The organism is Streptomyces sp. NPDC051776 (genome assembly GCF_040681345.1).
In the GTDB taxonomy this organism is placed as follows: domain Bacteria; phylum Actinomycetota; class Actinomycetes; order Streptomycetales; family Streptomycetaceae; genus Streptomyces.
In genome coordinates this window covers 62,361-86,956 of the sequence record NZ_JBFAYQ010000026.1, presented here as the reverse complement: position 1 = coordinate 86,956, position 24,596 = coordinate 62,361, and the positions used below count along the sequence as shown (strand labels likewise).

General features: G+C 70.4%; 19 protein-coding genes. 5 read left to right on the top strand and 14 right to left on the bottom strand.

From position 1 onward, the window contains the following. The 3 genes from AB0M26_RS20495 to AB0M26_RS20485 all read right to left on the bottom strand — a co-directional run. Positions 1 to 1,293: amidohydrolase family protein (locus AB0M26_RS20495; RefSeq protein WP_365263090.1), on the bottom strand; the 1,293-nt coding region annotated here is incomplete at its 3' end. A gap of 54 nt (positions 1,294 to 1,347) precedes the next feature. After that, positions 1,348 to 1,719 (bottom strand): hypothetical protein, encoded by a 372-nt coding sequence (locus tag AB0M26_RS20490; RefSeq protein ID WP_365263087.1) that lies wholly within the window; start codon positions 1,717 to 1,719, stop codon positions 1,348 to 1,350. A 103-nt stretch (positions 1,720 to 1,822) separates the two neighbouring features. Beyond that, the gene (locus tag AB0M26_RS20485; protein WP_365263084.1) at positions 1,823 to 2,803 is read right to left on the bottom strand and encodes a heme o synthase; all 981 of its coding nucleotides are present in this window, start codon (positions 2,801 to 2,803) and stop codon (positions 1,823 to 1,825) included. Between the two features lie 287 nt (positions 2,804 to 3,090). Here AB0M26_RS20485 and tkt point away from each other — a divergent pair, with 287 nt between their 5' ends. The 5 genes from tkt to pgl are packed head-to-tail and all read left to right on the top strand — an operon-like array spanning position 3,091 to position 9,714. Further along, positions 3,091 to 5,169, top strand: a complete 2,079-nt coding sequence (tkt, locus tag AB0M26_RS20480; RefSeq protein ID WP_365263082.1) for a transketolase — start codon at positions 3,091 to 3,093, stop codon at positions 5,167 to 5,169. A gap of 34 nt (positions 5,170 to 5,203) precedes the next feature. Further along, positions 5,204 to 6,325 carry a transaldolase gene (gene tal, locus AB0M26_RS20475; protein ID WP_365263079.1) on the top strand — a complete coding sequence of 374 codons (1,122 nt, stop codon included), beginning with the start codon at positions 5,204 to 5,206 and terminating at the stop codon, positions 6,323 to 6,325. A gap of 1 nt (position 6,326) precedes the next feature. Continuing rightward, positions 6,327 to 7,850 carry a glucose-6-phosphate dehydrogenase gene (gene zwf / locus AB0M26_RS20470; RefSeq protein WP_365263076.1) on the top strand — a complete coding sequence of 508 codons (1,524 nt, stop codon included), beginning with the start codon at positions 6,327 to 6,329 and terminating at the stop codon, positions 7,848 to 7,850. Further along, positions 7,847 to 8,935 carry a glucose-6-phosphate dehydrogenase assembly protein OpcA gene (gene opcA, locus AB0M26_RS20465; protein WP_365263073.1) on the top strand — a complete coding sequence of 363 codons (1,089 nt, stop codon included), beginning with the start codon at positions 7,847 to 7,849 and terminating at the stop codon, positions 8,933 to 8,935. Before zwf ends, opcA begins: the two co-directional genes overlap by 4 nt. Beyond that, positions 8,932 to 9,714, top strand: a complete 783-nt coding sequence (gene pgl, locus AB0M26_RS20460; RefSeq protein WP_365263070.1) for a 6-phosphogluconolactonase — start codon at positions 8,932 to 8,934, stop codon at positions 9,712 to 9,714. Before opcA ends, pgl begins: the two co-directional genes overlap by 4 nt. A gap of 89 nt (positions 9,715 to 9,803) precedes the next feature. On the opposite strand, the gene pgi is transcribed toward pgl, so the two are convergent. The 11 genes from pgi to uvrC form a co-directional block, all read right to left on the bottom strand. Then, positions 9,804 to 11,477: a glucose-6-phosphate isomerase gene (pgi, locus tag AB0M26_RS20455; RefSeq protein WP_365263155.1), complete on the bottom strand. Its 1,674-nt coding sequence runs from the start codon at positions 11,475 to 11,477 to the stop codon at positions 9,804 to 9,806. 252 nt (positions 11,478 to 11,729) lie between these two features. Then, a complete protein-coding gene (locus tag AB0M26_RS20450) occupies positions 11,730 to 12,017 on the bottom strand; it encodes an RNA polymerase-binding protein RbpA (protein ID WP_365263152.1) in 288 nt (95 codons plus the stop codon). 239 nt (positions 12,018 to 12,256) lie between these two features. Further along, a complete protein-coding gene (gene secG / locus AB0M26_RS20445) occupies positions 12,257 to 12,493 on the bottom strand; it encodes a preprotein translocase subunit SecG (protein ID WP_365263067.1) in 237 nt (78 codons plus the stop codon). A 164-nt stretch (positions 12,494 to 12,657) separates the two neighbouring features. Continuing rightward, positions 12,658 to 13,434 (bottom strand): triose-phosphate isomerase, encoded by a 777-nt coding sequence (gene tpiA / locus AB0M26_RS20440; RefSeq protein ID WP_365263064.1) that lies wholly within the window; start codon positions 13,432 to 13,434, stop codon positions 12,658 to 12,660. Positions 13,435 to 13,569: 135 nt separating this feature from the next. Then, positions 13,570 to 14,772 carry a phosphoglycerate kinase gene (locus AB0M26_RS20435; RefSeq protein WP_365263061.1) on the bottom strand — a complete coding sequence of 401 codons (1,203 nt, stop codon included), beginning with the start codon at positions 14,770 to 14,772 and terminating at the stop codon, positions 13,570 to 13,572. 102 nt (positions 14,773 to 14,874) lie between these two features. After that, positions 14,875 to 15,879 carry a type I glyceraldehyde-3-phosphate dehydrogenase gene (gap, locus tag AB0M26_RS20430; RefSeq protein ID WP_365263058.1) on the bottom strand — a complete coding sequence of 335 codons (1,005 nt, stop codon included), beginning with the start codon at positions 15,877 to 15,879 and terminating at the stop codon, positions 14,875 to 14,877. Between the two features lie 137 nt (positions 15,880 to 16,016). Next, entirely contained in the window at positions 16,017 to 18,962 is a 2,946-nt protein-coding gene (locus tag AB0M26_RS20425) for a M14 family zinc carboxypeptidase (protein WP_365263056.1), read from the bottom strand. A 177-nt stretch (positions 18,963 to 19,139) separates the two neighbouring features. Continuing rightward, the gene (whiA, locus tag AB0M26_RS20420; protein WP_365263053.1) at positions 19,140 to 20,129 is read right to left on the bottom strand and encodes a DNA-binding protein WhiA; all 990 of its coding nucleotides are present in this window, start codon (positions 20,127 to 20,129) and stop codon (positions 19,140 to 19,142) included. Next, on the bottom strand, positions 20,120 to 21,232 hold the full coding sequence (gene yvcK / locus AB0M26_RS20415) for a uridine diphosphate-N-acetylglucosamine-binding protein YvcK (protein WP_365263050.1): 1,113 nt from the start codon (positions 21,230 to 21,232) through the stop codon (positions 20,120 to 20,122). The genes whiA and yvcK overlap by 10 nt, the downstream gene beginning before the upstream one ends. Next, the gene (rapZ, locus tag AB0M26_RS20410; RefSeq protein ID WP_365263048.1) at positions 21,229 to 22,164 is read right to left on the bottom strand and encodes an RNase adapter RapZ; all 936 of its coding nucleotides are present in this window, start codon (positions 22,162 to 22,164) and stop codon (positions 21,229 to 21,231) included. Before rapZ ends, yvcK begins: the two co-directional genes overlap by 4 nt. Further along, on the bottom strand, positions 22,161 to 24,245 hold the full coding sequence (uvrC, locus tag AB0M26_RS20405) for an excinuclease ABC subunit UvrC (protein WP_365263045.1): 2,085 nt from the start codon (positions 24,243 to 24,245) through the stop codon (positions 22,161 to 22,163). The genes rapZ and uvrC overlap by 4 nt, the downstream gene beginning before the upstream one ends. Positions 24,246 to 24,596 lie beyond the last annotated feature (351 nt).

The following is a 24,596-nucleotide window of genomic DNA, read 5'->3' as shown; positions in this document are numbered from 1 at the left end:
CGCACCGTCCGAGCCATACCCCCGCCCCGCACCGTCCGAGCCATACCCCCGCCCCGCACCGTCCGAGCCATACCCCCGCCCCGCACCGTCCGAGCCGTACGAGCCCTGCGCCGGGTCCGGCAGTCCGTACACCCTGCGGGCGTTTCCCGCGGCGATCATCCCGGCGACCCGCTGAGCATCGCTCCGCGACCACACGCCCCCGGCCACCCACTCGGACAGCAACGTCCGCAGCGCCTCATCGAAGAGCCGGGCGCCGACCACGTGCAGCTCAGGCAAACCGAGCCCGCCTGTGGAGAAGAGCAGTTTCCCGAAGGGCGCCAGCTCGAGAGCCTCGGCGAGGACGGTCCGCGCACGGGGCCCCGAGCGGGAGAGCGCGGGGCCGAGATCGGCGTACACATGCGGGAAGGCGTCCGCCAGGCGGGCCGCCCGGCGGTGGTACGGGTACTCGTGCAGCAGCACGAGATCCGTGCCGAGCCCAGCCGTGGCCCCGACGAACGCTGTGAACGCAGCCGGGTCCGTACGGCAGGAGCACATCCCCATCTCGCCCGTCCCGCCGTGGAGTTGGAGCGGCAGTCCCGTCGCCACCGCCGTCCAGAGCAGATGGCGCAGGAGCACCGGGTCGGTGAGGCTTCCGCCGTCCCTCAAGGTGTCCGTCGCCGCGGCGTCCGGGCGGGCGAGCACCCGCGGCGCGCCCACCGCGCTCCGTTCTCGCCGCCGGCCCGCGAGCCACGCGCCGGCGGCGCGGGACACCTCGGCGGGGCCCGGCGGCTCGGGGGCGAGCGCGAGTCCGTGGCGGCATCCCGCGACGGAGGTGAAGGCGACGGCCGACTGGGCCGCGCCGTGCACCGCCTCGGCGAGGTTGGCCATGAAGCCGTCGGCAGTGCCCGAGGTATCGGCGACCTGCTCGGCGAGCAGCTCGAGGCGCACCACCTCGTGGGCCGCGGCGTCGCCGGCGGCGGCCAGTTCGGCGGGGTGCGTGAGGTCGCCCGCCGGGCCGGTGTCCACCAGGTACGTGCCGATACCGGTCGAGCGCAGCAGCCGCCGCCCGGCCTCCAGCACGCCCAGTTCGCGACGGCGCGCCAGATACGTCGTCGGCGGGCAGTGCGGCTCCAGCCCGAGCAGCGGCGGGCACCAGCGGCGTACGGCGAAACCGGTCTGTGTGTCGAAGAAGGTGGTGCCCGGGGCGGCGGGCGAGGCCGACCGGCTCAGGCACGCTTCGAAGGTGCCCAGCCCCAGCTCCGTCCGGAACACGCCATGGCAGTGCTGGTCCACCAGCAGTGGCAATTCGATCACAGCGCCCGCCCCTGTCGTCGGTACCGTCGTACCGTCTAACGGGCGGGCGGCGCCTCAGGTGTTGCTCGGTCCCCCGACCTGGATGCCTGCCATGCGGGACCACTCGTACGGGCCGGTGCGGACCTTGGCCGCCAGGTCCCCGCCGAAGGAGTCGTGGAGCGTGATGCCCGCCATCTCGGCGGCGCGCTGTGCGGTCGCGTGATCGGCGGCGACGAGGTCGCCCCAGATGCCGTCCTCAGCGACCAGGACGATACGGGTGCCCTTCTGCCCGATGTACTCGAGCGAGCCCTCGGCGCTGCCGCCGTGGCCTCGGGCGAACCGCTGTATCTGCTTGGCCAGACGGGCGGCCCTGCGCTCGGCGCGGGCGTCGCGTGCGCCCCCGTCCACCCGGTCCTGCGTCTCTGCCTTCTCTGCCTTCTCTGCCATGACTGAATGCTACTCGCCAGTACTGCGTTGAGAGAGGGCACGCCTCGAAAACATCCGAGGACCGGGGGACGGGCCGGGGGGGCAAGCGGCGGGACGTCTCCGACTAGCGCAGGAAAGGGTCGACCGCGATGGCCACGAACAGGATCGACACGTAGGTGATGGACCAGTGGAAGAGCCGCATCTCTTTGAGCTTCGCTCCCGTGATCCCGGCCTTGGCGCGGGTGCGCAGCGCGTGGGCCTCCCGCAGCCACCAGGCACCGGCCAGGAGCGCGACCACGGGGTAGAACCAGCCCACGTAACCGAGCGGCCAGAGGGCCAGGGAGACGGCGACCATGACCCAGCTGTAGATCACGATCTGGCGGGCGACCACGAGGTTGGAGGCGACGACGGGGAGCATGGGCACGCCCACGCGCGCGTAGTCCTCCTTGACCTTCATGGAGAGCGGCCAGTAGTGCGGCGGCGTCCAGAAGAAGATGACGAGGAAGAGGACCAGCCCGGCCCAGGACACCGAGCCGGTCACCGCGGACCAGCCGATGAAGACGGGCATGCAGCCGGCGATGCCGCCCCACACGATGTTCTGCGCGGTACGACGCTTGAGCCACAACGTGTAGACGACGACGTAGAAAAGCAGGGCCCCGAGAGCGAGCGCCGCCGACAGCCAGTTGACGAACAGGCCGAACCACAGAGTGGAGACCACGGCGAGCGTGATGCCGAAGACCAGGCCCTCCCGCGGCGAGACCATGCCGGTCACCAGCGGGCGCTGGGAAGTGCGGTCCATGAGCGCGTCGATGTCGCGGTCGATGTACATGTTGAGTGCGTTCGCGCCGCCCGCGGAGAGGTAGCCCCCGATGCAGGTGGCGATCACCAGCCACAGATCCGGGACGCCCTGCTCGGCGAGGAACATCACCGGAACCGTGGTGATCAGGAGCAGTTCGATGATGCGGGGCTTGGTCAGGGCGACGAAGCCCATGACACGGGCCCCGAACGGCCGGTGACCGGGAACTTCCGCGAGCTCCCCCATGGCCCCACGGGCACCGGGGATGCCCCCACCCGCAGGACGGGAATCGACGGCCGTCACGCACACCCCTGTAAAGCGACCTCAACGGCTTGCGCCGCGGGCACAGACCAGCAAGCACCGGACCGTGAGGCCGGTTGTCACTTGCGCGTACCACGCCACTCTAGACGTAGCGGATACCCCCGTTCGCCGCGGGGGTCGGTCGTGTTGGCCGGGCCGCTGCCGTGCGCCTTCCCGCGCCCGTGCGGCGCCCCGGCGCCCCGAACGGCACGGAGAGTGGCCAAGGGTAGGCTCGACAGCGTCCGGTGTGCAGAGCGTCACCGGCATTGACATGTGGAGAGGAGCCCTGACTCAGGGTGAGCACGAAGCCGACCACAACAGACCTCGAGTGGACCGAACTGGACCGGCGGGCCGTCGATACGGTTCGCGTCCTGGCCATGGATTCCGTGCAGAAGGTCGGTAACGGCCACCCGGGCACGGCCATGAGCCTCGCTCCCGCCGCCTACATGCTCTTCCAGAAGCTGATGCGGCACGACCCGTCGGACCCGAAGTGGACGGGCCGCGACCGGTTCGTCCTCTCCCCGGGCCACAGCAGCCTGACCCTCTACATCCAGCTCTACATGGCCGGTTACGGTCTCGAGCTCGACGACCTCAAGGCGTTCCGCACCTGGGGCAGCAAGACCCCGGGGCACCCGGAGTTCGGGCACACGGTCGGTGTGGAGACCACCACGGGTCCGCTCGGGCAGGGCATCGCCAACGCGGTGGGCATGGCGATGGCCGCACGCTACGAGCGCGGCCTGTTCGACCCGGACGCCCCCCGCGGCGCCTCTCCGTTCGACCACACCATCTGGGCCATCGTCTCCGACGGCGACCTGGAGGAGGGCGTCTCGGCCGAGGCGAGCTCGCTGGCCGGCCATCAGAAGCTCGGCAACATCGTCGCCCTCTACGACGACAACCACATCTCCATCGAGGGCGACACCGCCACCGCGCTCTCCGAGGACGTGCTGCAGCGCTACGAGGCGTACGGCTGGCACGTGCAGCGCATCGAGCAGGACCCGTCCGGCGACTTCGACGTCCAGGCGCTGTACGCGGCGCTGACGGCGGCGCAGGCCGAGACCGAGCGCCCCTCGATGATCGCGGCCCGCACGATCATCGCCTGGCCGGCCCCGAACGCGCAGAACACCGAGGCCGCCCACGGCTCTGCGCTGGGCGCCGAGGAGGTCGCGGCCACCAAGCGCGTGCTCGGCTTCGACCCGGAGCAGGCCTTCCAGGTCGACGAAGAGGTCATCGCACACGTCCGGGCGGCGGTCGACCGCGGCGCGGACGTCCGGGCCGCCTGGGACAAGCAGTTCCAGGACTGGCGTGCCGCCAACCCGCAGCGCGCGGCCGAGTTCGACCGCATCGCCGCGGGCGAGCTGCCCGAGGGCTGGGAGCACAAGGTTCCGGTCTTCGAGGCCGGCAAGGACGTCGCCACCCGCAAGGCGTCGGGCGAGGTGCTGAAGGCGCTGGGCGGTGTGATCCCCGAGCTGTGGGGTGGCTCCGCCGACCTAGCGGGGTCCAACAACACCACCATCGACGCCTCGTCGTCCTTCCTGCCCGCGGACAACCCGCTGCCGGAGGCCAGCCCGTACGGCAGGACCGTGCACTTCGGCATCCGCGAGCACGCCATGGGCTCGACCATGAACGGCGTCGCGCTGCACGGCAACACCCGCATCTACGGCGGCACGTTCCTGGTCTTCTCCGACTACATGCGACCCGCGGTGCGCCTGGCCGCGCTGATGGAGCTGCCCGTCACCTACGTGTGGACGCACGACTCCATCGGTCTGGGCGAGGACGGCCCGACACACCAGCCCGTGGAGCACCTGGCCGCGCTGCGCGCCATCCCGGGCCTGAACATGGTCCGCCCCGCGGACGCCAACGAGACGGCCATCGCCTGGCGCGAGATCATGCGCCGGCACACTGCCAGGCCCGCCCCGCACGGCCTGGCCCTGACCCGGCAGAACGTGCCGACGTACGAGTTCAACGAGGACGCCGCGAAGGGCGGTTACGTGATGCAGGAGTCCGACGGCGGCCCCGCCGAGGTGATCCTCATCGCCACCGGGTCCGAAGTGCAGCTCGCGGTCAAGGCGCGCGAGAAGCTGCAGGCCACGGGCGTCCCGACGCGGGTCGTCTCGATGCCGTCCGTCGAGTGGTTCGAGGAGCAGGACCAGGGGTACCGCGACAGCGTGCTTCCTCCGTCCGTCACGGCGCGCGTCGCCGTCGAGGCAGGGACCGGGCTGACCTGGCACCGCTACGTCGGCCAGGCCGGGCGGATCGTCTCCCTGGAGCACTTCGGCGCCTCCGCCGACTACAAGGTGCTGTTCCGCGAGTTCGGTCTCACCGCGGACGCCGTGGAAGCGGCGGCCCGGGAATCTCTGACCGCCTCCGGTCGCTGACGCTCGTATACGACAAGTAGGAGATGCATTTCTCATGGCAGACGCACTCAAGCGCCTCTCCGACGAAGGCGTGGCGATCTGGCTGGACGACCTGTCGCGCCAGCGCATCACGACCGGCAACCTCGCGGAGCTGATCGACCAGCAGCATGTGGTCGGTGTGACCACGAACCCGACGATCTTCCAGAAGGCGATCTCCGGCGGCGGCGACGGCTACGAGCAGCAGATCGCCGATCTCGCGGCCCGCAGGCTCACCGTCGAGGAAGCCCTGCGCATGATCACGACGGCCGACGTCCGGGACGCCGCCGACGTGTTGCGTCCGGTCTTCGACGCGACCGGCGGGCGCGACGGCCGGGTCTCCATCGAGGTCGATCCGCGCCTGGCGCACAACACCCGGGCCACCGTCGCGGAGGCCAAGCAGCTGGCCTGGCTGGTCGACCGCCCGAACACCTTCATCAAGATCCCGGCGACCAAGGCCGGGCTCCCGGCGATCACCGAGACCATTTCCAAGGGCATCAGCGTCAATGTCACGCTGATCTTCTCCCTGGAGCGGTACCGCCAGGTCATGGACGCCTACCTCTCCGGCCTGGAGAAGGCCGCCGCCGCCGGCCTCGACATCTCCGGGATCGAGTCGGTGGCGTCGTTCTTCGTCTCCCGCGTGGACACCGAGGTCGACAGGCGGCTGGACGCCCAGGGCACCCCGGAGGCCACGGAGCTGCGCGGCAAGGCCGCCGTCGCCAATGCCCGGCTCGCCTACGAGGCCTACGAGGAGGTCTTCTCCTCCGCGCGCTGGGAGGCCCTGGAGAAGTCCGGCGCCAACCGGCAGCGCCCGCTGTGGGCCTCCACCGGCGTGAAGGACAAGGCGTACAAGGACACTCTCTACGTCGAGGACCTGGTCGCCCCCGGCACCGTGAACACCATGCCGGAGGCCACCCTCGACGGGGTCGCCGACCACGGCGAGATCCGGGGCGACACGGTGCGCGGCACCTACGACCAGGCCAGGGCCGACATCGAGGCGCTGGCGAAGCTGGGCATCGACTACGACGAGGTCGTCCAGCTTCTCGAGGACGAAGGGGTCGAGAAGTTCGCCGTGTCCTGGAACGACCTGTTGAAGTCCACCGAGGCGGAGCTCGCGCGCCTCGCTCCCCCGGAGGCCTGAATTGACCAGCGGCAACCCGCTGCGCGACCCGAAGGACCGGCGGCTCCCGCGGATCGCGGGGCCGTCCGGCCTGGTCATCTTCGGGGTCACGGGCGATCTGTCCCGCAAGAAGCTGATGCCCGCGGTCTACGACCTGGCCAATCGCGGGTTGCTGCCGCCGGGCTTCTCCCTGGTCGGCTTCGCCCGCCGCGACTGGGCGGACGAGGACTTCGCGAAGGTCGTGCACGACGCGGTCAAGGAGCACGCCAGGACCCCGTTCCGCGAGGACGTCTGGCAGCAGTTGGCCGAGGGCTTCCGCTTCGTGCCCGGCCAGTTCTCCGACGACGCGGCCTTCGAGCGGCTGCGGACGACCATAGACGAGCTGGACAAGGCGCGCGGTACGGGCGGCAATTTCGCCTTCTACCTGTCCGTCCCGCCGAGGTTCTTCCCCACCGTCGTCCGGCAGCTCAAGGCCCACGGCCTCTCCGAGGGGCCCGGCGACTCCTGGCGGCGTGCCGTCATCGAGAAGCCCTTCGGTCACGACCTGAAGAGCGCCCAGGAGCTCAACCAGGTCGTCCACGAGGTCTTCCGGCCGTCCGACGTCTTCCGGATCGACCACTACCTGGGCAAGGAGACGGTCCAGAACATCCTGGCGCTGCGCTTCGCCAACACGATGTTCGAGCCTGTATGGAACCGCAGTTACGTCGACCATGTGCAGGTCACGATGGCCGAGGACATCGGCATCGGCGGCCGCGCGGGCTACTACGACGGCATCGGTGCCGCCCGTGACGTGATCCAGAACCACCTGCTCCAGCTCCTGGCGCTGACCGCCATGGAGGAGCCGTCCTCGTTCGAGGCCCACGCGCTGGTCACCGAGAAGTTGAAGGTCCTCAAGGCGGTCAAGCTGCCCCGGGACCTGGACGAGCACACCGTGCGCGGGCAGTACGCCCACGGCTGGCAGGGCGGCGTGGAGGTGGCCGGCTACCTCGAGGAAGAGGGCATCAGCCCCGATTCGCGCACCGACACCTATGCCGCGCTCAAGCTGGAGATCGACAACCGCCGCTGGGCGGGCGTCCCGTTCTATCTGCGGACGGGCAAGCGTCTCGGCCGGCGGGTCACGGAGATCGCGGTGGTCTTCCAGCGCGCCCCGCACTCCCCCTTCAACACCTCCGACACCCAGGAGCTGGGCGAGAACGCCCTGGTCATCAGGGTGCAGCCGGACGAGGGGATCACCATCAGATTCGGCTCCAAGGTGCCGGGCACCTCCATGGAGATCCGTGACGTGACGATGGACTTCGCATACGGCGAGTCCTTCACCGAGTCCAGCCCGGAGGCGTACGAGCGGCTGCTGCTCGATGTGCTCCTCGGCGACGCGAACCTCTTCCCCCGCCACCAGGAGGTCGAGGAATCCTGGCGCATCCTGGACCCCGTCGAGGAGCACTGGGAGAAGAACGGCAGGCCGGAGCAGTACACCTCCGGCACCTGGGGGCCGAAGGCGGCCGACGAGATGCTCGCACGCGACGGAAGGTCCTGGCGCAGGCCATGAAGATCGATCTCACGGAGACCAACTCCAGCCAGATCAACGCCTCGCTGGTCAAGGCGCGCCGGGCCATAGGATCCCCGGCCATCGGCATGGTGCTGACCCTCGTCATCGTCACCGACGAGGGGAATCACTACGACGCCCTGAAGGCCGCGAGCGACGCGTCCCGGGAGCACCCGTCCCGCATCCTCGTCGTCATCAAGCGGCCGGGGCGCTCGCAGCGCGACCGTACGGCGGCACGCCTGGACGCGGAGGTGCGGGTCGGCGGTGAGACCGGTACGGGTGAGACGGTGCTGCTGCGGCTGCACGGCGAACTCGCCAACCACGCCCACTCCGTCGTCCTGCCCCTGCTGCTTCCGGACGCCCCTGTAGTCGTGTGGTGGCCGGACGACGCGCCCGAGCACCCCGCCGAGGACCTGCTCGGGCAGCTCGCGCAGCGGCGTATCACGGATGCGGCGGCCACCGAGGAGCCGGTCGCCACGCTCGCGCTGCGCGCCCGTACGTACAGCCCCGGCGACACGGACCTGGCATGGACGCGGATCACACCGTGGCGGAGTGTGCTGGCGGCCGCGCTGGACCAGCGGCACTCGACGATCACCTCCGCCGTGGTCGAGGGCGAGTCGTTCAACGCCAGCAACGAGCTCCTCGCGCTCTGGCTCTGCCACCGGCTCGGTGTGCCGGTGGAACGCGAGATGTCGGAGAGCCCGGGAGTGACGGCCGTACGGCTGGAGACAGCCGACGGGCCGATCTGCCTGGACCGCGCCGACGGCCCGATGGCCGAGTTGGCGATGCCCGGCCAGCCGGACCGGCATGTGGCCCTGCACCGCCGGGACACCTCAGAGCTGATCGCGGAGGAGCTGCGGCGGCTGGACCCGGACGAGATGTACGCGGACACGGTCAGGTTCGGGGAGACCAGGAAGGGCCGGAAGGTCGTGGAAGCCGGTGCGGAGGCGCCGCCGGCGGACGCGGGCGACGGGACGACCGGGTCCGCTCGTCCGGGCGACGGGACGACCGGAACCACTCGTGGGGCCGAACGGCCCGCCGGGGCGCGCAAGTCCGGGGCCACGGCCAGGAAGGCGAAGGCCTCGTGAGCACTCCGCAGGTCGTCGTCCACCGGGACAAGGATCTGATGGCGAAAGCCGCGGCGGCCCGGCTGCTCACCAGGATCGTGGATGCGCAGTCCGCGCGCGGCTCCGCGTCCGTGGTGCTCACCGGCGGCCGGAACGGCAACGGCCTGCTGGCGGCGCTCGCCGGTTCCCCGGCCCGCGACGCCGTGGACTGGTCGCGCCTGGACCTGTGGTGGGGCGACGAGCGCTTCCTGCCCGATGGCCACCCCGACCGCAATGTGACCCAGGCGCGGGAGGCGCTGCTCGACGCGGTTCCTCTCGACCCGAAGCGGGTGCATCCGATGCCGCCCTCCGACGGACCGTACGGGGCCGACGTTGAGGCGGCGGCGGAGGGGTACGCCACCGAACTCGCCACCGCGGCACGGCCCGAGAACCACGCGCCCGTACCGCATTTCGACGTGCTCCTTCTGGGGGTCGGCCCGGACACGCACGTGGCGTCTCTGTTCCCCGAGATGCCGGCGGTACGGGAGACCGAGCGCACCGTCGTCGGCGTACGGGGGGCGCCCAAGCCGCCGCCAGTCCGGATCTCGCTCACGCTTCCGGCGATCCGGTCGGCCAACGAGGTGTGGCTGCTCGCCGCAGGCGAGGACAAGGCGAGGGCGGCCGCGATCGCCCTGTCGGGTCCGGGTGAGGTGCAGGCTCCGGCTGCCGGGGCCCACGGGCGCAGGCGCACGCTGTGGCTGCTGGATTCGGCCGCGGCGTCGCAACTGCCGCGCGGGCTCTACCCGCCGGCCTCGCCGTGAGGCGCTGAAGGTTCCACGGGAGGGCCCCCGCACACCGGTGCGGGGGCCGTTTCGCGTGGGGGGGTGCGGGCGCGCGGCCCCAGCGGCCCCTAACGGCCGCGCAGAGCGCGGTAGGTGCCCACGAGCGCTGCCGTCGAGCTGTCCAGGGAGTCGGCACCCGTGCCCTCGGTGAGCACAGGTTCGATCCGCTTGGCCAGCACCTTGCCGAGTTCGACACCCCACTGGTCGAACGAGTTGATGTTCCACACCGCGCCCTGCACGAAGACCTTGTGCTCGTACAGCGCGATGAGCTGGCCCACCACGGACGGGCTGAGCTCCTTCGCCAGGATGGTGGTCGTGGGACGGTTGCCGGGGAAGGTGCGGTGCGGCACCAGCTCCTCGGCGACGCCCTCCGCGCGGACCTCCTCGGCGGTCTTGCCGAACGCGAACGCCTGCCCCTGGGCAAACAGGTTGGCCATCAACAGGTCGTGCTGGGCGGCGAGTTCGGCCATCAGCTCCTTGACCGGCCGGGCGAAGCCGATGAGGTCGGCCGGGATGAGCTCGGTCCCCTGGTGCAGCAACTGGTAGTAGGCGTGCTGGCCGTTGGTACCAGGGGTGCCCCAGACGACCGGCCCGGTCTGCCAGTCCACCGGACGGCCCTCACGGTCCACGGACTTGCCGTTGGACTCCATGTCGAGCTGCTGGAGATACGCGGTGAACTTCGACATGTAGTGGCTGTACGGGAGGACGGCGTGCGACTGCGCGTCGTGGAAGCCGCGGTACCAGATGCCCAGCAGGCCCATCAGCAGGGGGGCGTTGGCCTCGGGGGGCGCGGTGCGGAAATGATCGTCGATCAGGTGGAACCCGTCGAGCAGTTCACGGAAGCGCTCCGGGCCGATGGCGATCATCAGCGACAGTCCGATGGCCGAGTCGAAGGAGTAGCGGCCGCCGACCCAGTCCCAGAACTGGAACATGTTCTCCGTGTCGATGCCGAACTTCTGCACCTCGGCGGCGTTCGTGGAGAGCGCGACGAAGTGGAAGGGCACCGCGGACTCGTCCCCGGCCTTCGGCCCGCCCTCGGCCTGCAGACCGTCCAGGAGCCAGGAGCGGGCGGACGTCGCGTTGGTGACCGTCTCGATGGTGGTGAAGGTCTTCGAGGCGACGATGAACAGCGTTTCGGCCGGGTCCAGGTCCCGTACCGCCTCGTGCAGATCCGCGCCGTCGACGTTGGAGACGAAACGGAACGTCAGGGAGCGGTCGGTGAAGGGCCGCAGGGCCTCGTAGGCCATCGCCGGGCCCAGATCCGAGCCGCCGATACCGATGTTGACGACATTGCGGATGCGTACGCCCGTCGAGCCGACCCACTTGCCCGACCGGACGGCTTCGGCGAAGCTCGCCATCCTGTCGAGTACGGCGTGCACCTGGGGAACGACGTTCTCGCCGTCGACCTCGACGACCGCGTCGCGCGGGGCGCGCAAGGCGGTGTGCAGCACGGCACGGTTCTCGGTGAAGTTGATCTTCTCGCCGCGGAACATGGCGTCCCGCAGTTCGGCCACACCGGTCGCCGCCGCCAGCTCCCGCAGCAGCGTCCAGGTCTCGGCCGTCACCAGATGCTTGGAGTAGTCCAGATACAGGTCCCCAACACGGAGGGAGTAGCGCTCGCCGCGGTCCGGCTCGGCCGCGAAGAGCTGACGCAGCGACACCTCCCCCTGCCGTTCCCGGTGCCCGGCGAGCGCGGTCCACTCGGGCATCCGGTCGAGCCTGGTACGGCCTTCTGCGTTCATCTCCGACATCAGCCCACTTCTTCTCGTGCGTAGCCCCCGCTGCCCGCCCCAACCTAATCGATGACGCTCGGCGAGATGCGGAGGGAGGGCACGTGGGCCGCCGCGCCGGGGACGTGGCGCCGAACGCCGGGGACGCGGCGCCGTACGAGCGTCGCCGCGCAGGAAACGGCCCGGCCCGGCAACCCTGAAGTGGCTGCCGGGCCGGGCCGTACGCCTGTGCCGCGGTGGGTGCCGCGGAGCCGGACCGGGTGGTCAGATCTCGCCGCGGAGCTTGGCGAGCGCCTCGGCGAGGATCGCTTCGCCGTCGGCGTCGCTGCGCCGCTCCCGTACGTAGGCGAGGTGCGTCTTGTACGGCTCGGTGCGCGGCGGGTCCGGCGGGTTCTCCTGGTCCTTGCCGGCGGGGAAGCCGCACCGGGGGCAGTCCCATGTGTCGGGAATCTGCGCGTCACTGGCGAAGCTGGGCTGCGTCTCGTGCCCGTTCGAGCACCAGAAGGAGATGCGGAGACGCGGCGCGGACTCGCCTCGCTCGGCCTCACCCATCGGCCCCGCTCCGACCCGGCTTCCACGGATCGCGTTGCCACTTGCCACGGTCGTATCTCCCTGCGTCATGGTGCCGCAAAGCTTCTGTCGGCAGCTCCGCTGCCCGAGGCGCCCCAGTCTACGTAAGGCTCAACGCGCGTCCAGTGACAGGAGTTACACCCGCCCCCGGGAAGTCCCCCCGGAACGCCGACCTCATGATATGCCGCGTTTGCCGGAGCGCGTGGTCCGTACGACTGAGGTCAGCTGCCCACCTTCATCAGCACACCGAGGGCGATGATGCACGCAAACCAGAGCAAACCGACCACAACGGTGATGCGGTCGAGGTTGCGCTCGGCAACCGACGATCCACCGACGGAGGACTGCATGCCGCCGCCGAACATGTCGGAGAGACCGCCGCCCTTCCCCTTGTGCATCAGCACCAGCAGCATCAGCAGCAGGCTGAAGACGATCAAGGCGATGGAGAACCCAACAGTCACGGCTGGACCCACTCTCTCGGAAATCTCGGGCTTGACTTCGGACTCGGCTTCGGGACTGTGCGGCGGCGGAGCCGGGGGCCGGGCAGGGACCTGACGCGGTCCTCGCGACCCGACCCCCGACAGGGTACGACGGAGGAGGCCCTGTGGCCTACTCGCTGGTCAGCCTATTGGTCGCGGAACCGGACGATCTTGACGAACTCGTCGGCGTCCAGCGAGGCCCCGCCGACCAGAGCGCCGTCCACATCCGGCTGCGCCATGATCGCCGCCACGTTCCCGGACTTCACCGAGCCGCCGTACTGGATCCGGACCGCATCGGCCACGTCCTGGCTGTAGAGCTCGGCCAGACGGCCGCGGATGGCCGCGCAGACCTCCTGCGCGTCCTCGGGCGTCGCGACCTCCCCGGTGCCGATCGCCCAGACCGGCTCGTAGGCGATCACGATCGTCGCCGCCTGCTCGGCCGGGACGTCCTTGAGGGCGCCGTCGAGCTGCGCGAGGGTGTGCGCGACGTGGTTGCCCGCCTTGCGGACATCGAGGCCCTCGCCGATGCACAGGATCGGAGTCAGGTCATTACGGAACGCAGCCTTCACCTTGGCGTTGACGATCTCCTCGTCCTCGCCGTGGTACTGCCGCCGCTCCGAGTGACCGACGACGACGTAGGTGCACTTCAGCTTGGACAGCATCGGGCCGGAGATTTCGCCGGTGTACGCACCGGAGTCGTGCGCGGACAGGTCCTGCGCACCATAGGCGATCTTCAGCTTGTCGCCGTCGACCAGGGTCTGCACCGACCTCAGGTCGGTGCAGGGCGGCAGGACGGCCACGTCGACGGCTTCGTAGTCCTTGTCGCTCAGGGCGAAAGCGAGCTTCTGGACGTGCGCGATGGCCTCGAGGTGGTTGAGGTTCATCTTCCAGTTGCCGGCCATCAGCGGGGTGCGGGTGCTCATGCCCCTCCTTCTGAATTCTTTTCCGGAGCTGTCGTCCGGGAGGTGCCCCGGTCTCCGCCCGCGCGGCGCAGAGGTGCGGGATTCGTGTGGGACTGCGGCCCTGCGGCCGCGCGCGCGTCGCGCATCACGGGAGGGTCAGTCCTCCAGTGCGGCGAGGCCGGGGAGCGTCTTGCCCTCGAGGTACTCGAGGCTCGCGCCGCCGCCGGTCGAAATGTGGCCGAAGGCCTTCTCGTCGAAGCCCAGGATGCGCACCGCGGCGGCCGAGTCGCCACCGCCGACGACGGTGAAGGCCGGGCTGTCGATGAGAGCCTGGGCGATGGCCCGGGTGCCGTCGGCGTAGTCGGGGTGCTCGAAGACGCCCATCGGGCCGTTCCAGAAGACCGTCGCGGCGTCGGCGAGCTTGCCGGCGTACAGCTTGCGTGACTCGGGGCCGATGTCCAGACCCTCCTGGTCGGCCGGGATGGCGTCCGCGGGCACGATCGTGGGGTTCGCCGGAGCCTTGGTCTTGAGGTCCGGGAACTCGCCCGCGGCCAGGACGTCGACGGGGAGCACGAATTCCACGCCCCGCTCCTCGGCCCGCCGCAAATATTCCTGAACCGCCGGGACCTGGTCCTCCTGGAGGAGGGACTTGCCGACCTCGTGGCCCTGGGCCTTGAGGAAGGTGTACGCCATGCCGCCGCCGATGAGGATGCGGTCGGCCTTCTCCAGCAGGTGGTCGATGACCCCGAGCTTGTCGGAGACCTTGGCCCCCCCGAGAACCACCGCGTACGGCCGCTTGACCTCCTCGGTGAGCCGCTTCAGTACCGCCACCTCGGCGGCGATGAGGAGCCCCGCGGCGTGCGGCAGACGGGCCGGGAGGTCGTAGACCGAGGCGTGCTTGCGGTGCACGGCGCCGAAGCCGTCACCCACGTACACATCGGCCAGGGCGGCGAGATCGTCGGCGAAGGCACCGCGCTCGGCGTCGTCCTTGGCTGTCTCCCCGGGGTTGAAGCGCAGGTTCTCCAGCAGCGCGACCTGGCCGCCGGCCAGTCCGGCGACGGTCGAGCGGGCCGACTCACCGACGGTGTCGGTGGCGAACGCGACGCCTTTGCCGAGGAGTTCGGCCAGGCGCTTGGCGGCGGGCGCGAGCGAGAACTGCGGGTCCGGTGCGCCCTTGGGACGGCCCAGGTGGGAGGCGATGATCACCTTGGCGCCCGCGTCGGCGAGCTTGGTGATGGTCGGCAGGACGGCGCGGATGCGGCCGTCGTCGGTGATGGTGGTGCCGTCCAGCGGCACGTTCAGGTCGGCGCGGACGAACACCCGCTTGCCGCTGACCCGAAGGTCGTCGATCGTCTTCATGGAGACTCCGTGTCGTCTTCTCTCAAACAGGACAGGGCCCGGACGACGCGTCCTCGCGTCATTCGAGCCCTGTCCCTTACATCTCGGTGCCGTGGGCAGCGATCAGAGCTTGCCGCCGACGAAAGTGGTGAGATCAACCAGGCGGTTGGAGTACCCCCACTCGTTGTCGTACCAGCCGACGACCTTGACCTGCTTGCCCTGGACCATCGTGAGCTGCGAGTCGAAGGTGCAGGAGGCCGGCCAGTTGACGATGTCCGAGGAGACGATCGGGTCCTCGGTGTACTCCAGGATGCCCTTGAGCTGGCCCTCGGCGGCCTTCTGGAACGCGGAGTTGATCTCGTCCTTGGTGACCTCGCGGTCGAGTTCGAGGACGAGGTCGGTGACCGAGCCGGTCGGGACCGGGACGCGCATCGCGATGCCGTCCAGCTTGCCCTTCAGCTGCGGGAGGACCAGCGCGGTCGCCTTCGCGGCACCGGTGGAGGTCGGAATGATGTTCTCCGCGGCGGCACGGGCGCGGCGCAGGTCCTTGTGCGGGAAGTCCAGGATGCGCTGGTCGTTGGTGTAGGCGTGGACCGTCGTCATCATGCCCTTGACGATGCCGAAGCTCTCGTCGAGGACCTTGGCCATCGGCGCCACACAGTTGGTGGTGCAGGAGGCGTTGGAGATCACGTGGTGCTGGGCGGCGTCGTACTTGTCGTGGTTGACGCCCATGACGACGGTGATGTCCTCGTCCTTGGCGGGCGCGGAGATGAGGACCTTCTTCGCCCCTGCCGCGAGGTGCTTCGCGGCGTCGTCGCGCTTGGTGAAGATGCCGGTGGACTCGATCACGATGTCGGCACCGAGCTCGCCCCACGGGAGCTGCGCGGGGTCACGCTCCGCCATCGTCTTGAAGGTCTGGTTACCCACCGTGATGGTGTCCTCGGTGTGGCTGACCTCGTGCTGGAGCCGACCCAGGATGGAGTCGTACTTGAGCAGGTGGACCAAGGTGGCGTTGTCGGTCAGGTCGTTGACACCGACGATCTCGATGTCCGCACCCTGCTCCAGGAGCGCCCGGAAGTAGTTGCGGCCGATACGGCCAAAGCCGTTGATTCCTACGCGGATCGTCACGAACCGATCTCCTCGTTGGTACGCCGGTGTGCACTCCGGCGAGCTGTATGGGAAGTCCCCGACCACCCACGACCCTACCCCTCCCGGAGGCGCGGGGTGACATCGGGCGGCCGGGGACACGGCCCGGGATTCCGTGGTCAGCGCCGCAGCGCGTGCAGCGCGGCCTTCACCAGGTCGGAACGCGCCTTCCTCTCTTGTACGTGCTCGAGACCGAACCCGAGGAGCACGGTGTCGCGGGTCGTCACGGCGGCCGAGGAGTGGAACAGCTCCTGCGAACGCGCCCAGTCGGCGCCGGCCGCGGGACTGTCCGCGGGCGGGCCGGGCACGGACCAGGGGCCGAGGTCCGTCTCGAACCCTCCGTCGCCTTGTGCGTCACCACCCGTGACGAGACGGGTTTCGTCGACGAACACACCACGACCGCCGGTACCGGGGTCGCTGATGTACGAGACCGACAACTCGACCTTCTTCCCGGCGTAGGCGCTGAGGTCGAAGGCCACGGGCTGCCAGCCGTCGGAGGCACCTGTGAAGCGGTTCCAGCGTCCGGTGGTGCCCTCGGCGGCGCAGCCGTCGTCACCCACGGTGAGGTAGTGCTTCAGGAACGGGTGCGTGCGGACGTAGAAGCCCACGGAGCACTCGGCGGGGACGTCGGTCGCGGTGCCGCCGCGGGTGTCGGGCAGCGTGGTCCAATCGCCCTCGCCCACCGTGTGGGCCTCCACGACCACGTTGTCGTAGTCGCCCTCGGTGTCGTAGCTGAGCATGAACGCGAGGCCCGGCTTCGCCGATGCCTGGGTGCCGGTCAGGTCGACGGTGCGGGACAGCCTCATCCAGGAGTTGTCGGCGTGCTCCGCCGCGGCGAACCACTCGCCCTCGTACGGCTGGAACGGGGTGCGGACGCCCGGGTAGTCGCCCGCCGCCGCGCTGCGGAACTGCGGGAAATCCTCCGGCGGCAGTTCGTCGGATATGACGGTGTACGCGCCCGCGGCGTCCAGCGGATTGCCCGCAGCGTCACCGAGTCCGGCCTTCGTACCGCCGAGCTTCCCGGTGCCCGCGAAGTCCGGCGGGCTCTTCAGCGCGATCCGGCCTCCGGAGCCCAGGTAGTACTGGCTGAAGTCATCGGTGGCGGCCCGGCCGACGCGCGAGCTGCCGCCCGCCTTCTCACCGGCGTTGATGAGTTTGCCGCCTTCGTTGAGGTAGTCGCGTACCGCGAGGAGGGTCGCACCACCGGGCTCGGACGCGCCGGTGTACCAGAGGACGGTGCGGAAGTGGCCGAGGACACCGAGCGCGTGCGGCGTGCCCTGCGTGGCGACGTCCCAGACCACGGCCCTGTGGTGGTTCGCCGCCAGCGCTTGGGTGTACGCGGCGGTGTGGCGTGCGTGACCGGTGCCGCCCTCCTCGGCGATCACCAGGGTGTCGGCGCGGGGCCGTTCGGCGACGGTGTACGTGAACGGCTCGCTCGCCGTGCGCTTGCCGCTCGCGGTCCGGCCGGTGAACCAGACCCGGACCTTCTCGCCCGGGGCGGCGTTCTCCACCGTGGCGCGGTACTGGTCGAAGCGGATGTTGTCCTCGCCGCCGTAGGTCTGGCCGCCCTGCCAGGCCGTGAGGCGATCGGTGTGCGTACGGCCGCCGTCGATGCGGTAGTTGAGTTTCTTGTCGCGCACGCTCCTGCGTACGGTGACGGAGACCTCCTGATCGGCTCCGCGCGCGTAAGAGGTGGTGAAGGTGTCGGGAGTGAAGTCCGGGGCGTCGATACCGACCGGGGAGGAGGGCCGGTCCGGGTGCGCGGCGGTCTCGGCGACGGCGAGCGCGAAGGGAACGTTCTTGGCGAACTCCTGCTGGATCAGCTTCTCGTCGTCGGGGAAGTTGAAGCCGGACTCACAGTCGGCCGGGTTCCAGGCGTCGTTCGGGTCGATACGGGAGGCGGTGGCACAGGTCGACATCTCCGGGGTGAACATCATCATCCCGTTGACGTTGGCGGCGTGGCCGTCGGCCTCGCCGTTGGTGGTGTAGAGCTCGGAAGAGACCTGGGGGCGGTAGCCGGGTATCGCGGAGTTCTCGGGGGTGCCGGCCAGGGCCTTGTAGAGGACGTCGTCCGGGGTCGGGGTGGCGACCTGCCAGCCGACGCCGTAGAGGAGCAGTTCGGCGGCGGAGTGGTAGTTGATGCCGTACTCGAAGCCGATGCGCTTCTCGAAGCGGTCGAGCGCCTTGGTCTCGGGCTCGGACATGGGTGCGGTGCCGCGGAAGGTCTCGTCGGCGGGGTCGGGCGAGGAACCCTCGTTGTCGTAGCCCCACTTGTAGGCGAAGTTGCGGTTGAGGTCGACGCCGTCGCCGGGCGTGATCCTCCCGTCGCCGTTGTTGTCGCGCAGGTTCTTGCGCCACAGCCGGTTGCCGGGGCTGAAGGTGAAGTCGTAGCCGTCGGGGTTCGCGGAGATGACGAACCAGAGTTCGGTGGAGTCCACGATCCGGGTGAGGCGACGGTCCTCGCCGTAGCCGTCGAGGTAGTGGTGCATCAGCCGCCGGGTCATCTCCGGGGTGATCCACTCACGGGCGTGCTGGTTGGAGGCGTACAGCACGGCCGGCTTGGCGCCGTCCCGGATGCGGTCGGCCCCTTTGCTGACCTTCAGCGCGAGGATGTCCTGGCCCTTCAGCGTCTTGCCGATGCTGACGACCTTGGTGAGGGAGGGATGCTCCCGCGCGGTCCGGAGGATCTCCCTCTGGATGCCGTCGTCGCCGCTGTACGGGCGGAAGACCCCGTCGCCCGCGGCCGCGAGACGCTTCTCGGTCCGCTCGGAGAGGGCGCGCTCGGTGAGGTCGACCCCCTTGCTCCTGAGCTTCTTCGCCTGCTTGCCGGTGAGGAAGAGTTCGACCTCGGTGGTGCCCTTGTCCCGTGCCCGTTCGCCCAGTTCGTGGCCGTCGGCGCCGGCCTCGAGGAGGAGCGGGATGTCTACCTTGGTGACCTCGGCCGTCCATGCGGTCAGCCGGTCGCCGCCGCCCGTGCCCGGGTCCGCCTGGGCGGCGGGTGCCGCCGCCAGTCCGCCGAGCAGCAGTGAAACCGCGGCGAGGATCGGTCTCGCTCTGCGTCTCATGAGCCCCCCTTGCTGTTGTCCGCCACGTTTGTGTGCGTGTGAGCGGACGACAGACTCGTGATGCCACATGATCATGTCAATAGCGCGGTACCACGGTCCCGACCACGGACGTCAAAACGGACATCGAACGGGCCGGGGACGACTGCGGTCGTCCCCGGCCCGTGAAGTGAGGTTGCGTCAGCCGACCATGCCGTCGGCCATCTCCTCCGTGAGGTTCGATTCCGTGCCCGGGATTCCGAGGTCCTGGGCGCGCTTGTCCGCCATGGCGAGCAGGCGGCGGATACGGCCCGCCACGGCGTCCTTGGTGAGCGGCGGGTCGGCGAGCGCCCCCAACTCCTCCAGCGACGCCTGCTTGTGCTCCATGCGCAGCCGTCCCGCGGCCGCCAAGTGCTCCGGCACGTCCTCGCCGAGAATCTCCAGCGCCCGCTGCACCCGGGCCCCGGCGGCGACGGCCGCACGCGCCGAGCGGCGCAGGTTGGCGTCGTCGAAGTTGGCCAGGCGGTTGGCCGTGGCGCGCACCTCGCGGCGCATCCGCCGCTCCTCCCACGCCAGTACGGACTCGTGCGCACCGAGGCGGGTCAGCAGTGCGCCGATCGCGTCCCCGTCCCGTACGACCACCCGGTCCACGCCGCGCACTTCGCGGGCCTTCGCGGCGATGCCGAGCCGCCGTGCCGCGCCGACCAGCGCCAGCGCGGCCTCAGGACCAGGGCAGGTGACCTCCAGTGAGGAGGACCGACCGGGCTCGGTGAGGGAACCGTGCGCGAGGAAGGCGCCGCGCCAGGCCGCTTCGGCGTCGCACGTGGCGCCGGAGACCACCTGCGGCGGCAGGCCGCGGATCGGCCGGCCGCGTCCGTCCACCAGGCCGGTCTGCCGGGCCAGTTGGTCCCCTCCGGCCACGACCCGCACCACGTAGCGGCTGCCGCGGCGCAGTCCGCCGGGAGCCATCACCACGAGGTCGGATGCGTGCCCGAAGATCTCGAGGATGTCCTTGCGCAGCCGACGGGCCGCGATGCCCGTGTCCAGTTCGGCCTCGATCACGATCCTGCCGCTGACCAGGTGCAGTCCGCCCGCGAAGCGCAGGACCGACGAAACCTCCGACTTCCGGCAGCAGGTACGGGTGACGGGGAGCCGGGAGATTTCATCCTTCACCGCTGCCGTCATCGCCATGGGCCGATCCTTCCATGCATCCGAAAAATACGGTCGTACGCGGCCGCCAGCAGCTCCGGATCGTGCCTCGGAGAGCTTCCCCCGGAGCCACCGGCCCGGGAGACGCTCTGGGCCGAGGCCACCGGAGCCAGCTCGACCGTCCCGCCCAGCCGCTCAGCGGCGTCGATCAGGCTGTCCCGGTCGGGGACGGCGGCCTCGTCGGCCAGCACCACGTCGAAGGCGAGTTTAGGGGCGTGTCGGGCCAAAACCTCCAAATGACGCTGCGGGGAGAAGCCCGCGGTTTCGCCGGGCTGCGGCGCGAGGTTCAGCGACAGTACGCGCCGGGCCTTCGTCTCGGTGAGGGCGTCGAGGAGCTGCGGCACCAGAAGGTGAGGGATCACGGACGAGAACCAGGAGCCGGGGCCGAGGATCACCCAGTCGGCGTCGAGGACCGCCTCGACGGCCTCGGGCACGGCGGGCGGATCGTTCGGCACCAGGTGGACGGACTGGACCTCGCCGCGGGTGAGCGCCACCGTGGCCTGGCCCCGTACGGTCGTGACCTCGTCGGGGAACTTCGGGTCGTGGCCCCGGACGAGCGCCTGCAGCTCCAGCGGGACCGCGGACATGGGCAGCACCCTGCCGTGCGCACCGAGCAGCCTGCCCACCCACTCCAGTGCCCGGACGTGGTCGCCGAGTTGCTCCCAGAGGGCGACGATCAGCAGATTGCCGACGGCGTGTCCGTGCAGATCGCCCTCGCTCGCGAAGCGGTGCTGGATGACCCGGGCCCAGGTCTGGCCCCACTCGTCGTCGCCGCACAGCGCGGCCAGCGCCTTGCGCAGATCGCCCGGCGGCAGCACACCCAGCTCGTCGCGGAGCCGGCCGCTCGAGCCGCCGTCGTCGGCGACGGTGACGACGGCGGTCAGATCGCCGGTGATACGACGCAGTGCGGCGAGCGAGGCGGACAGGCCATGGCCGCCGCCGAGCGCGACGACCTTGGGCTGCGCGCCGCGCTTGCGGAACGTCCGGGCGGGGGTGCGGGCCGGGCCGCGGCTGGTTCCGTCCGCCCTGCGCTCGGGAACCAGCCGCCGTACGCGGCCCAGCCGCGAGGGCCTGCCGGGCGTCACTCGCGCCCCATGTCGCGGTGGACGACGACGGTCTCCACGCCTTCGGCGGCGAGGCGGGCGGCGAGCTTCTCCGACATGGCGACGCTGCGGTGCTTGCCGCCGGTACAGCCCACGGCGATGGTCACGTACCGCTTGCCCTCGCGCCGGTAGCCGGTGGCGATGAGCTGGAGCAGCTCGGCATAGCGGTCCAGGAACTCCTTGGCACCGGGCTGGTTGAACACATAGGCGGCGACCTCGGCACTCAGGCCCGTGAAGGGCCGCAGCTCCGGGACCCAGTGCGGGTTGGGGAGGAAGCGGCAGTCGACGACGAGGTCGGCGTCCACGGGCAGGCCGTACTTGTAGCCGAACGACATCACCGTGGCGCGCAGCTCCGGCTCCTCCTCACCCGCGAACTGGGCGTCCAGCTTGGCCCGCAGCTCGTGGACGTTGAGGCTGGAGGTATCGATCACGATGTCGGCGTCGCCGCGCAGCTCGCGCAGGAGTTCGCGCTCGGCGGCGATACCGTCGACGATGCGGCCGGAGCCCTGGAGGGGGTGCGGACGGCGTACGGATTCGAAGCGGCGGACCAGGGCCTCGTCCGACGCCTCGAGGAAGATCACCCGGCGTTTGACGCTCTTGGCGTCCAGGGCGGCCAGGGATTCGCGGAGGTTGTCGAAGAAGCGGCGGCCGCGGACGTCCACGACGACAGCGATCCGGGCGACATTGCCCTGGGAGCGGGCCCCGAGGTCCACCATGGTCGGGATGAGGGCGGGCGGCAGATTGTCGACGACGAACCAGCCCAGGTCCTCCAGGCACTTGGCGGCGGTGCTGCGGCCCGCGCCGGACATGCCGGAGATGATCACCAGCTCGGGGATGGCCGCCGCATCGGCGCCGCCGCCCTCGGCCGTCGTACCCGTACTCACCTGTGCTCCGTCTCCGTCGATGCCGGTCATCTGTCCTGCCCCTGTTCGGATGAGGATGAGGATGCGCGGGACGCGATCCCGTCCGCCTCCTCATCCTCAATGATCTCTCCTGTCGCGGTGTTCACCGCGGGCGCGCCGGGCGCCGCCCCGGCCAGGGCGGCCACGATCGTCAGCGCCGTCTTCCGCCCGAAGCCGGGCACTTCGCAGATCTCCTCGACGGTCGCCGCGCGAAGGCGCTTCAGCGATCCGAAGTGCTTGAGCAGCGCCTGGCGGCGGGACTCGCCCAGCCCCGGGACGGAGTTCAGCGGTCCGGCCTTCATCCGCTTCCCGCGCTTGCCGCGCTGGTAGGCGATGGCGAACCGGTGCGCCTCGTCCCGGATCCTCTGCAGGAGGTAGAGCCCTTCGCTGGTGCGCGGCAGCACGACCGGGTCGTCCTGCTCCGGCAGCCAGACCTCCTCGAGCCGCTTGGCGAGACCGCAGACGGCCACATCGTCGATGCCCAGCTCGTCCAGGGCCCGCTGCGCCGCCATGACCTGCGGCTTGCCGCCGTCGACGACCACGAGCTGCGGAGGGTAGGCGAACCGGCGCGGCTTGCCGGTCTCGGGGTCGACGGGCCCGCCGGGCACGCCCTCGTCATCCGCGCCGACCTCACCGCCCGGCTCCTCGTCCCACTCGCCCGTCTTTTGCTTTTCCAGCAGGTAACGGCGGAACCGCCGGCTGATGACCTCGTGCATGGACCGTACGTCGTCCTGGCCCTCGCCGTGCCAGACCTGCTCGTCCCCGACTCGTCCCTTGATCTGGAACCGCCGGTACTCGCTCTTGCGGGCGAGGCCGTCCTCGAAGACGACCATGGAGCCCACGACGTCCTGACCCTGGAGGTGGGAGATGTCGTAGCACTCGATGCGCAGGGGCGCCGAGTCCAGCTCCAGGGCCTCGGCGATCTCCTCCAGCGCGCGGGAGCGGGTGGTGAGGTCCGAGGCGCGCCTGGTCTTGTGCAGCGCGAGCGCCTGTTGGGCGTTGCGCTGCACCGTCGCCATGAGGTCCTTCTTGTCGCCGCGCTGCGGGATGCGCAGGCTGACGCCTGCCCCGCGGTGCTCGGTGAGCCACTGCGCGATGGGCTCCACGGGGTCGGGCAGCGCGGGGACCAGCACCTCGCGGGGAACGCCTTCGCCGGTCTCCTCGCCGTAGAGTTGCTGGAGGGCGTGCTCGACGAGCCCCGCCGTGTCGACGGCCTCCACCTTGTCGGTGACCCAGCCGCGCTGACCGCGCACCCGGCCGCCGCGGACGTGGAAGATCTGGACGGCGGCCTCGAGTTCGTCCTCGGCGACCGCAATGAGGTCGGCGTCGGTGGCGTCGGCGAGCACGACGGCGTTCTTCTCCATCGCACGGCGCAGGGCCTCGATGTCGTCCCGGAGGCGGGCCGCCTTCTCGTACTCCATCTCCTCGGACGCCTCGTGCATCTGCTTCTCGAGGCGACGCAGATACGTTCCGGTGCGGCCGGCCATGAAGTCGCAGAACTCCTCGGCCAGTTCACGGTGCTCCTCGGGGCTGACCCGGCCGACGCAGGGGGCGGAGCACTTGCCGATGTAGCCGAGGAGGCAGGGACGGCCGATCTGGTGCGAGCGCTTGAACACCCCCGCGGAGCAGGTGCGTACGGGAAAGACGCGCAGCATCAGGTCGACCGTCTCGCGGATCGCCCAGGCGTGGGCGTACGGGCCGAAGTAGCGCACGCCCTTGCGCTTGGTCCCGCGCATCACCTGGACTCGGGGGAACTCCTCGCCCAGGGTCACGGCGAGGGACGGATAGCTCTTGTCGTCGCGGTACTTGACGTTGAACCGCGGGTCGAACTCCTTGATCCAGGAGTACTCGAGCTGCAGCGCCTCGACCTCGGTCGAGACGACGGTCCATTCGACCGAGGCAGCGGTGGTGACCATGGTGCGGGTGCGCGGGTGCAGACCGGCGAGGTCCTGGAAGTAGGAGGAGAGCCGCTGGCGGAGGCTCTTCGCCTTCCCGACGTAGATCACGCGGCGGTGTGCGTCGCGGAATCGGTAGACCCCCGGCGAGTCGGGGATCTGTCCCGGCTTGGGTCGGTAGCTGCTGGGGTCGGCCATGTCACTCACCCTACTGGCGTGGGATGACAGCGGGTCGCGTGCGGCGGACGTTGAGAGACGACGGGAGGTGACGGACTGGCGACGGGCGGCCGGGAGAGGAAGGGGCGTGCGTGGCCGGTGGGAGTTGTGGGATTCAGGGGGCGCGCGCCGGCGGGACGGCGCGTGGACGCGGGTGGGTGAGCGGGGGGCAGGGTGTGCGGAAGGCAGGGTGCGCGCGGGCGTGGATACGACGCGGGTGTGCGGGGGTGGACAGGGCGCGGGGCGTGCGGGGGTGGACGGGCGCGGGGCGCGGATACAACGCGGGGTGCCCACGGCGCGGGCTCGGGTGCGGGCTCCCTACCCGGCCAGGGA

What these genes read in the sequence shown, in the direction of transcription:
- pgi (WP_365263155.1), bottom strand. Translation starts at nt 11,477, where the DNA reads ATGAACGCAGAAGGCCGTACCAGGCTCGACCGGATGCCCGAGTGGACC.
- AB0M26_RS20435 (WP_365263061.1), bottom strand. Translation starts at nt 14,772, where the DNA reads ATGAAGACGATCGACGACCTTCGGGTCAGCGGCAAGCGGGTGTTCGTC.
- AB0M26_RS20450 (WP_365263152.1), bottom strand. Translation starts at nt 12,017, where the DNA reads ATGGGTGAGGCCGAGCGAGGCGAGTCCGCGCCGCGTCTCCGCATCTCC.
- rapZ (WP_365263048.1), bottom strand. Translation starts at nt 22,164, where the DNA reads ATGACCGGCATCGACGGAGACGGAGCACAGGTGAGTACGGGTACGACG.
- AB0M26_RS20425 (WP_365263056.1), bottom strand. Translation starts at nt 18,962, where the DNA reads ATGAGACGCAGAGCGAGACCGATCCTCGCCGCGGTTTCACTGCTGCTC.
- whiA (WP_365263053.1), bottom strand. Translation starts at nt 20,129, where the DNA reads ATGGCGATGACGGCAGCGGTGAAGGATGAAATCTCCCGGCTCCCCGTC.
- AB0M26_RS20490 (WP_365263087.1), bottom strand. Translation starts at nt 1,719, where the DNA reads ATGGCAGAGAAGGCAGAGAAGGCAGAGACGCAGGACCGGGTGGACGGG.
- tpiA (WP_365263064.1), bottom strand. Translation starts at nt 13,434, where the DNA reads ATGAGCACCCGCACCCCGCTGATGGCCGGCAACTGGAAGATGAACCTC.
- uvrC (WP_365263045.1), bottom strand. Translation starts at nt 24,245, where the DNA reads ATGGCCGACCCCAGCAGCTACCGACCCAAGCCGGGACAGATCCCCGAC.
- tal (WP_365263079.1), top strand. Translation starts at nt 5,204, where the DNA reads ATGGCAGACGCACTCAAGCGCCTCTCCGACGAAGGCGTGGCGATCTGG.
- opcA (WP_365263073.1), top strand. Translation starts at nt 7,847, where the DNA reads ATGAAGATCGATCTCACGGAGACCAACTCCAGCCAGATCAACGCCTCG.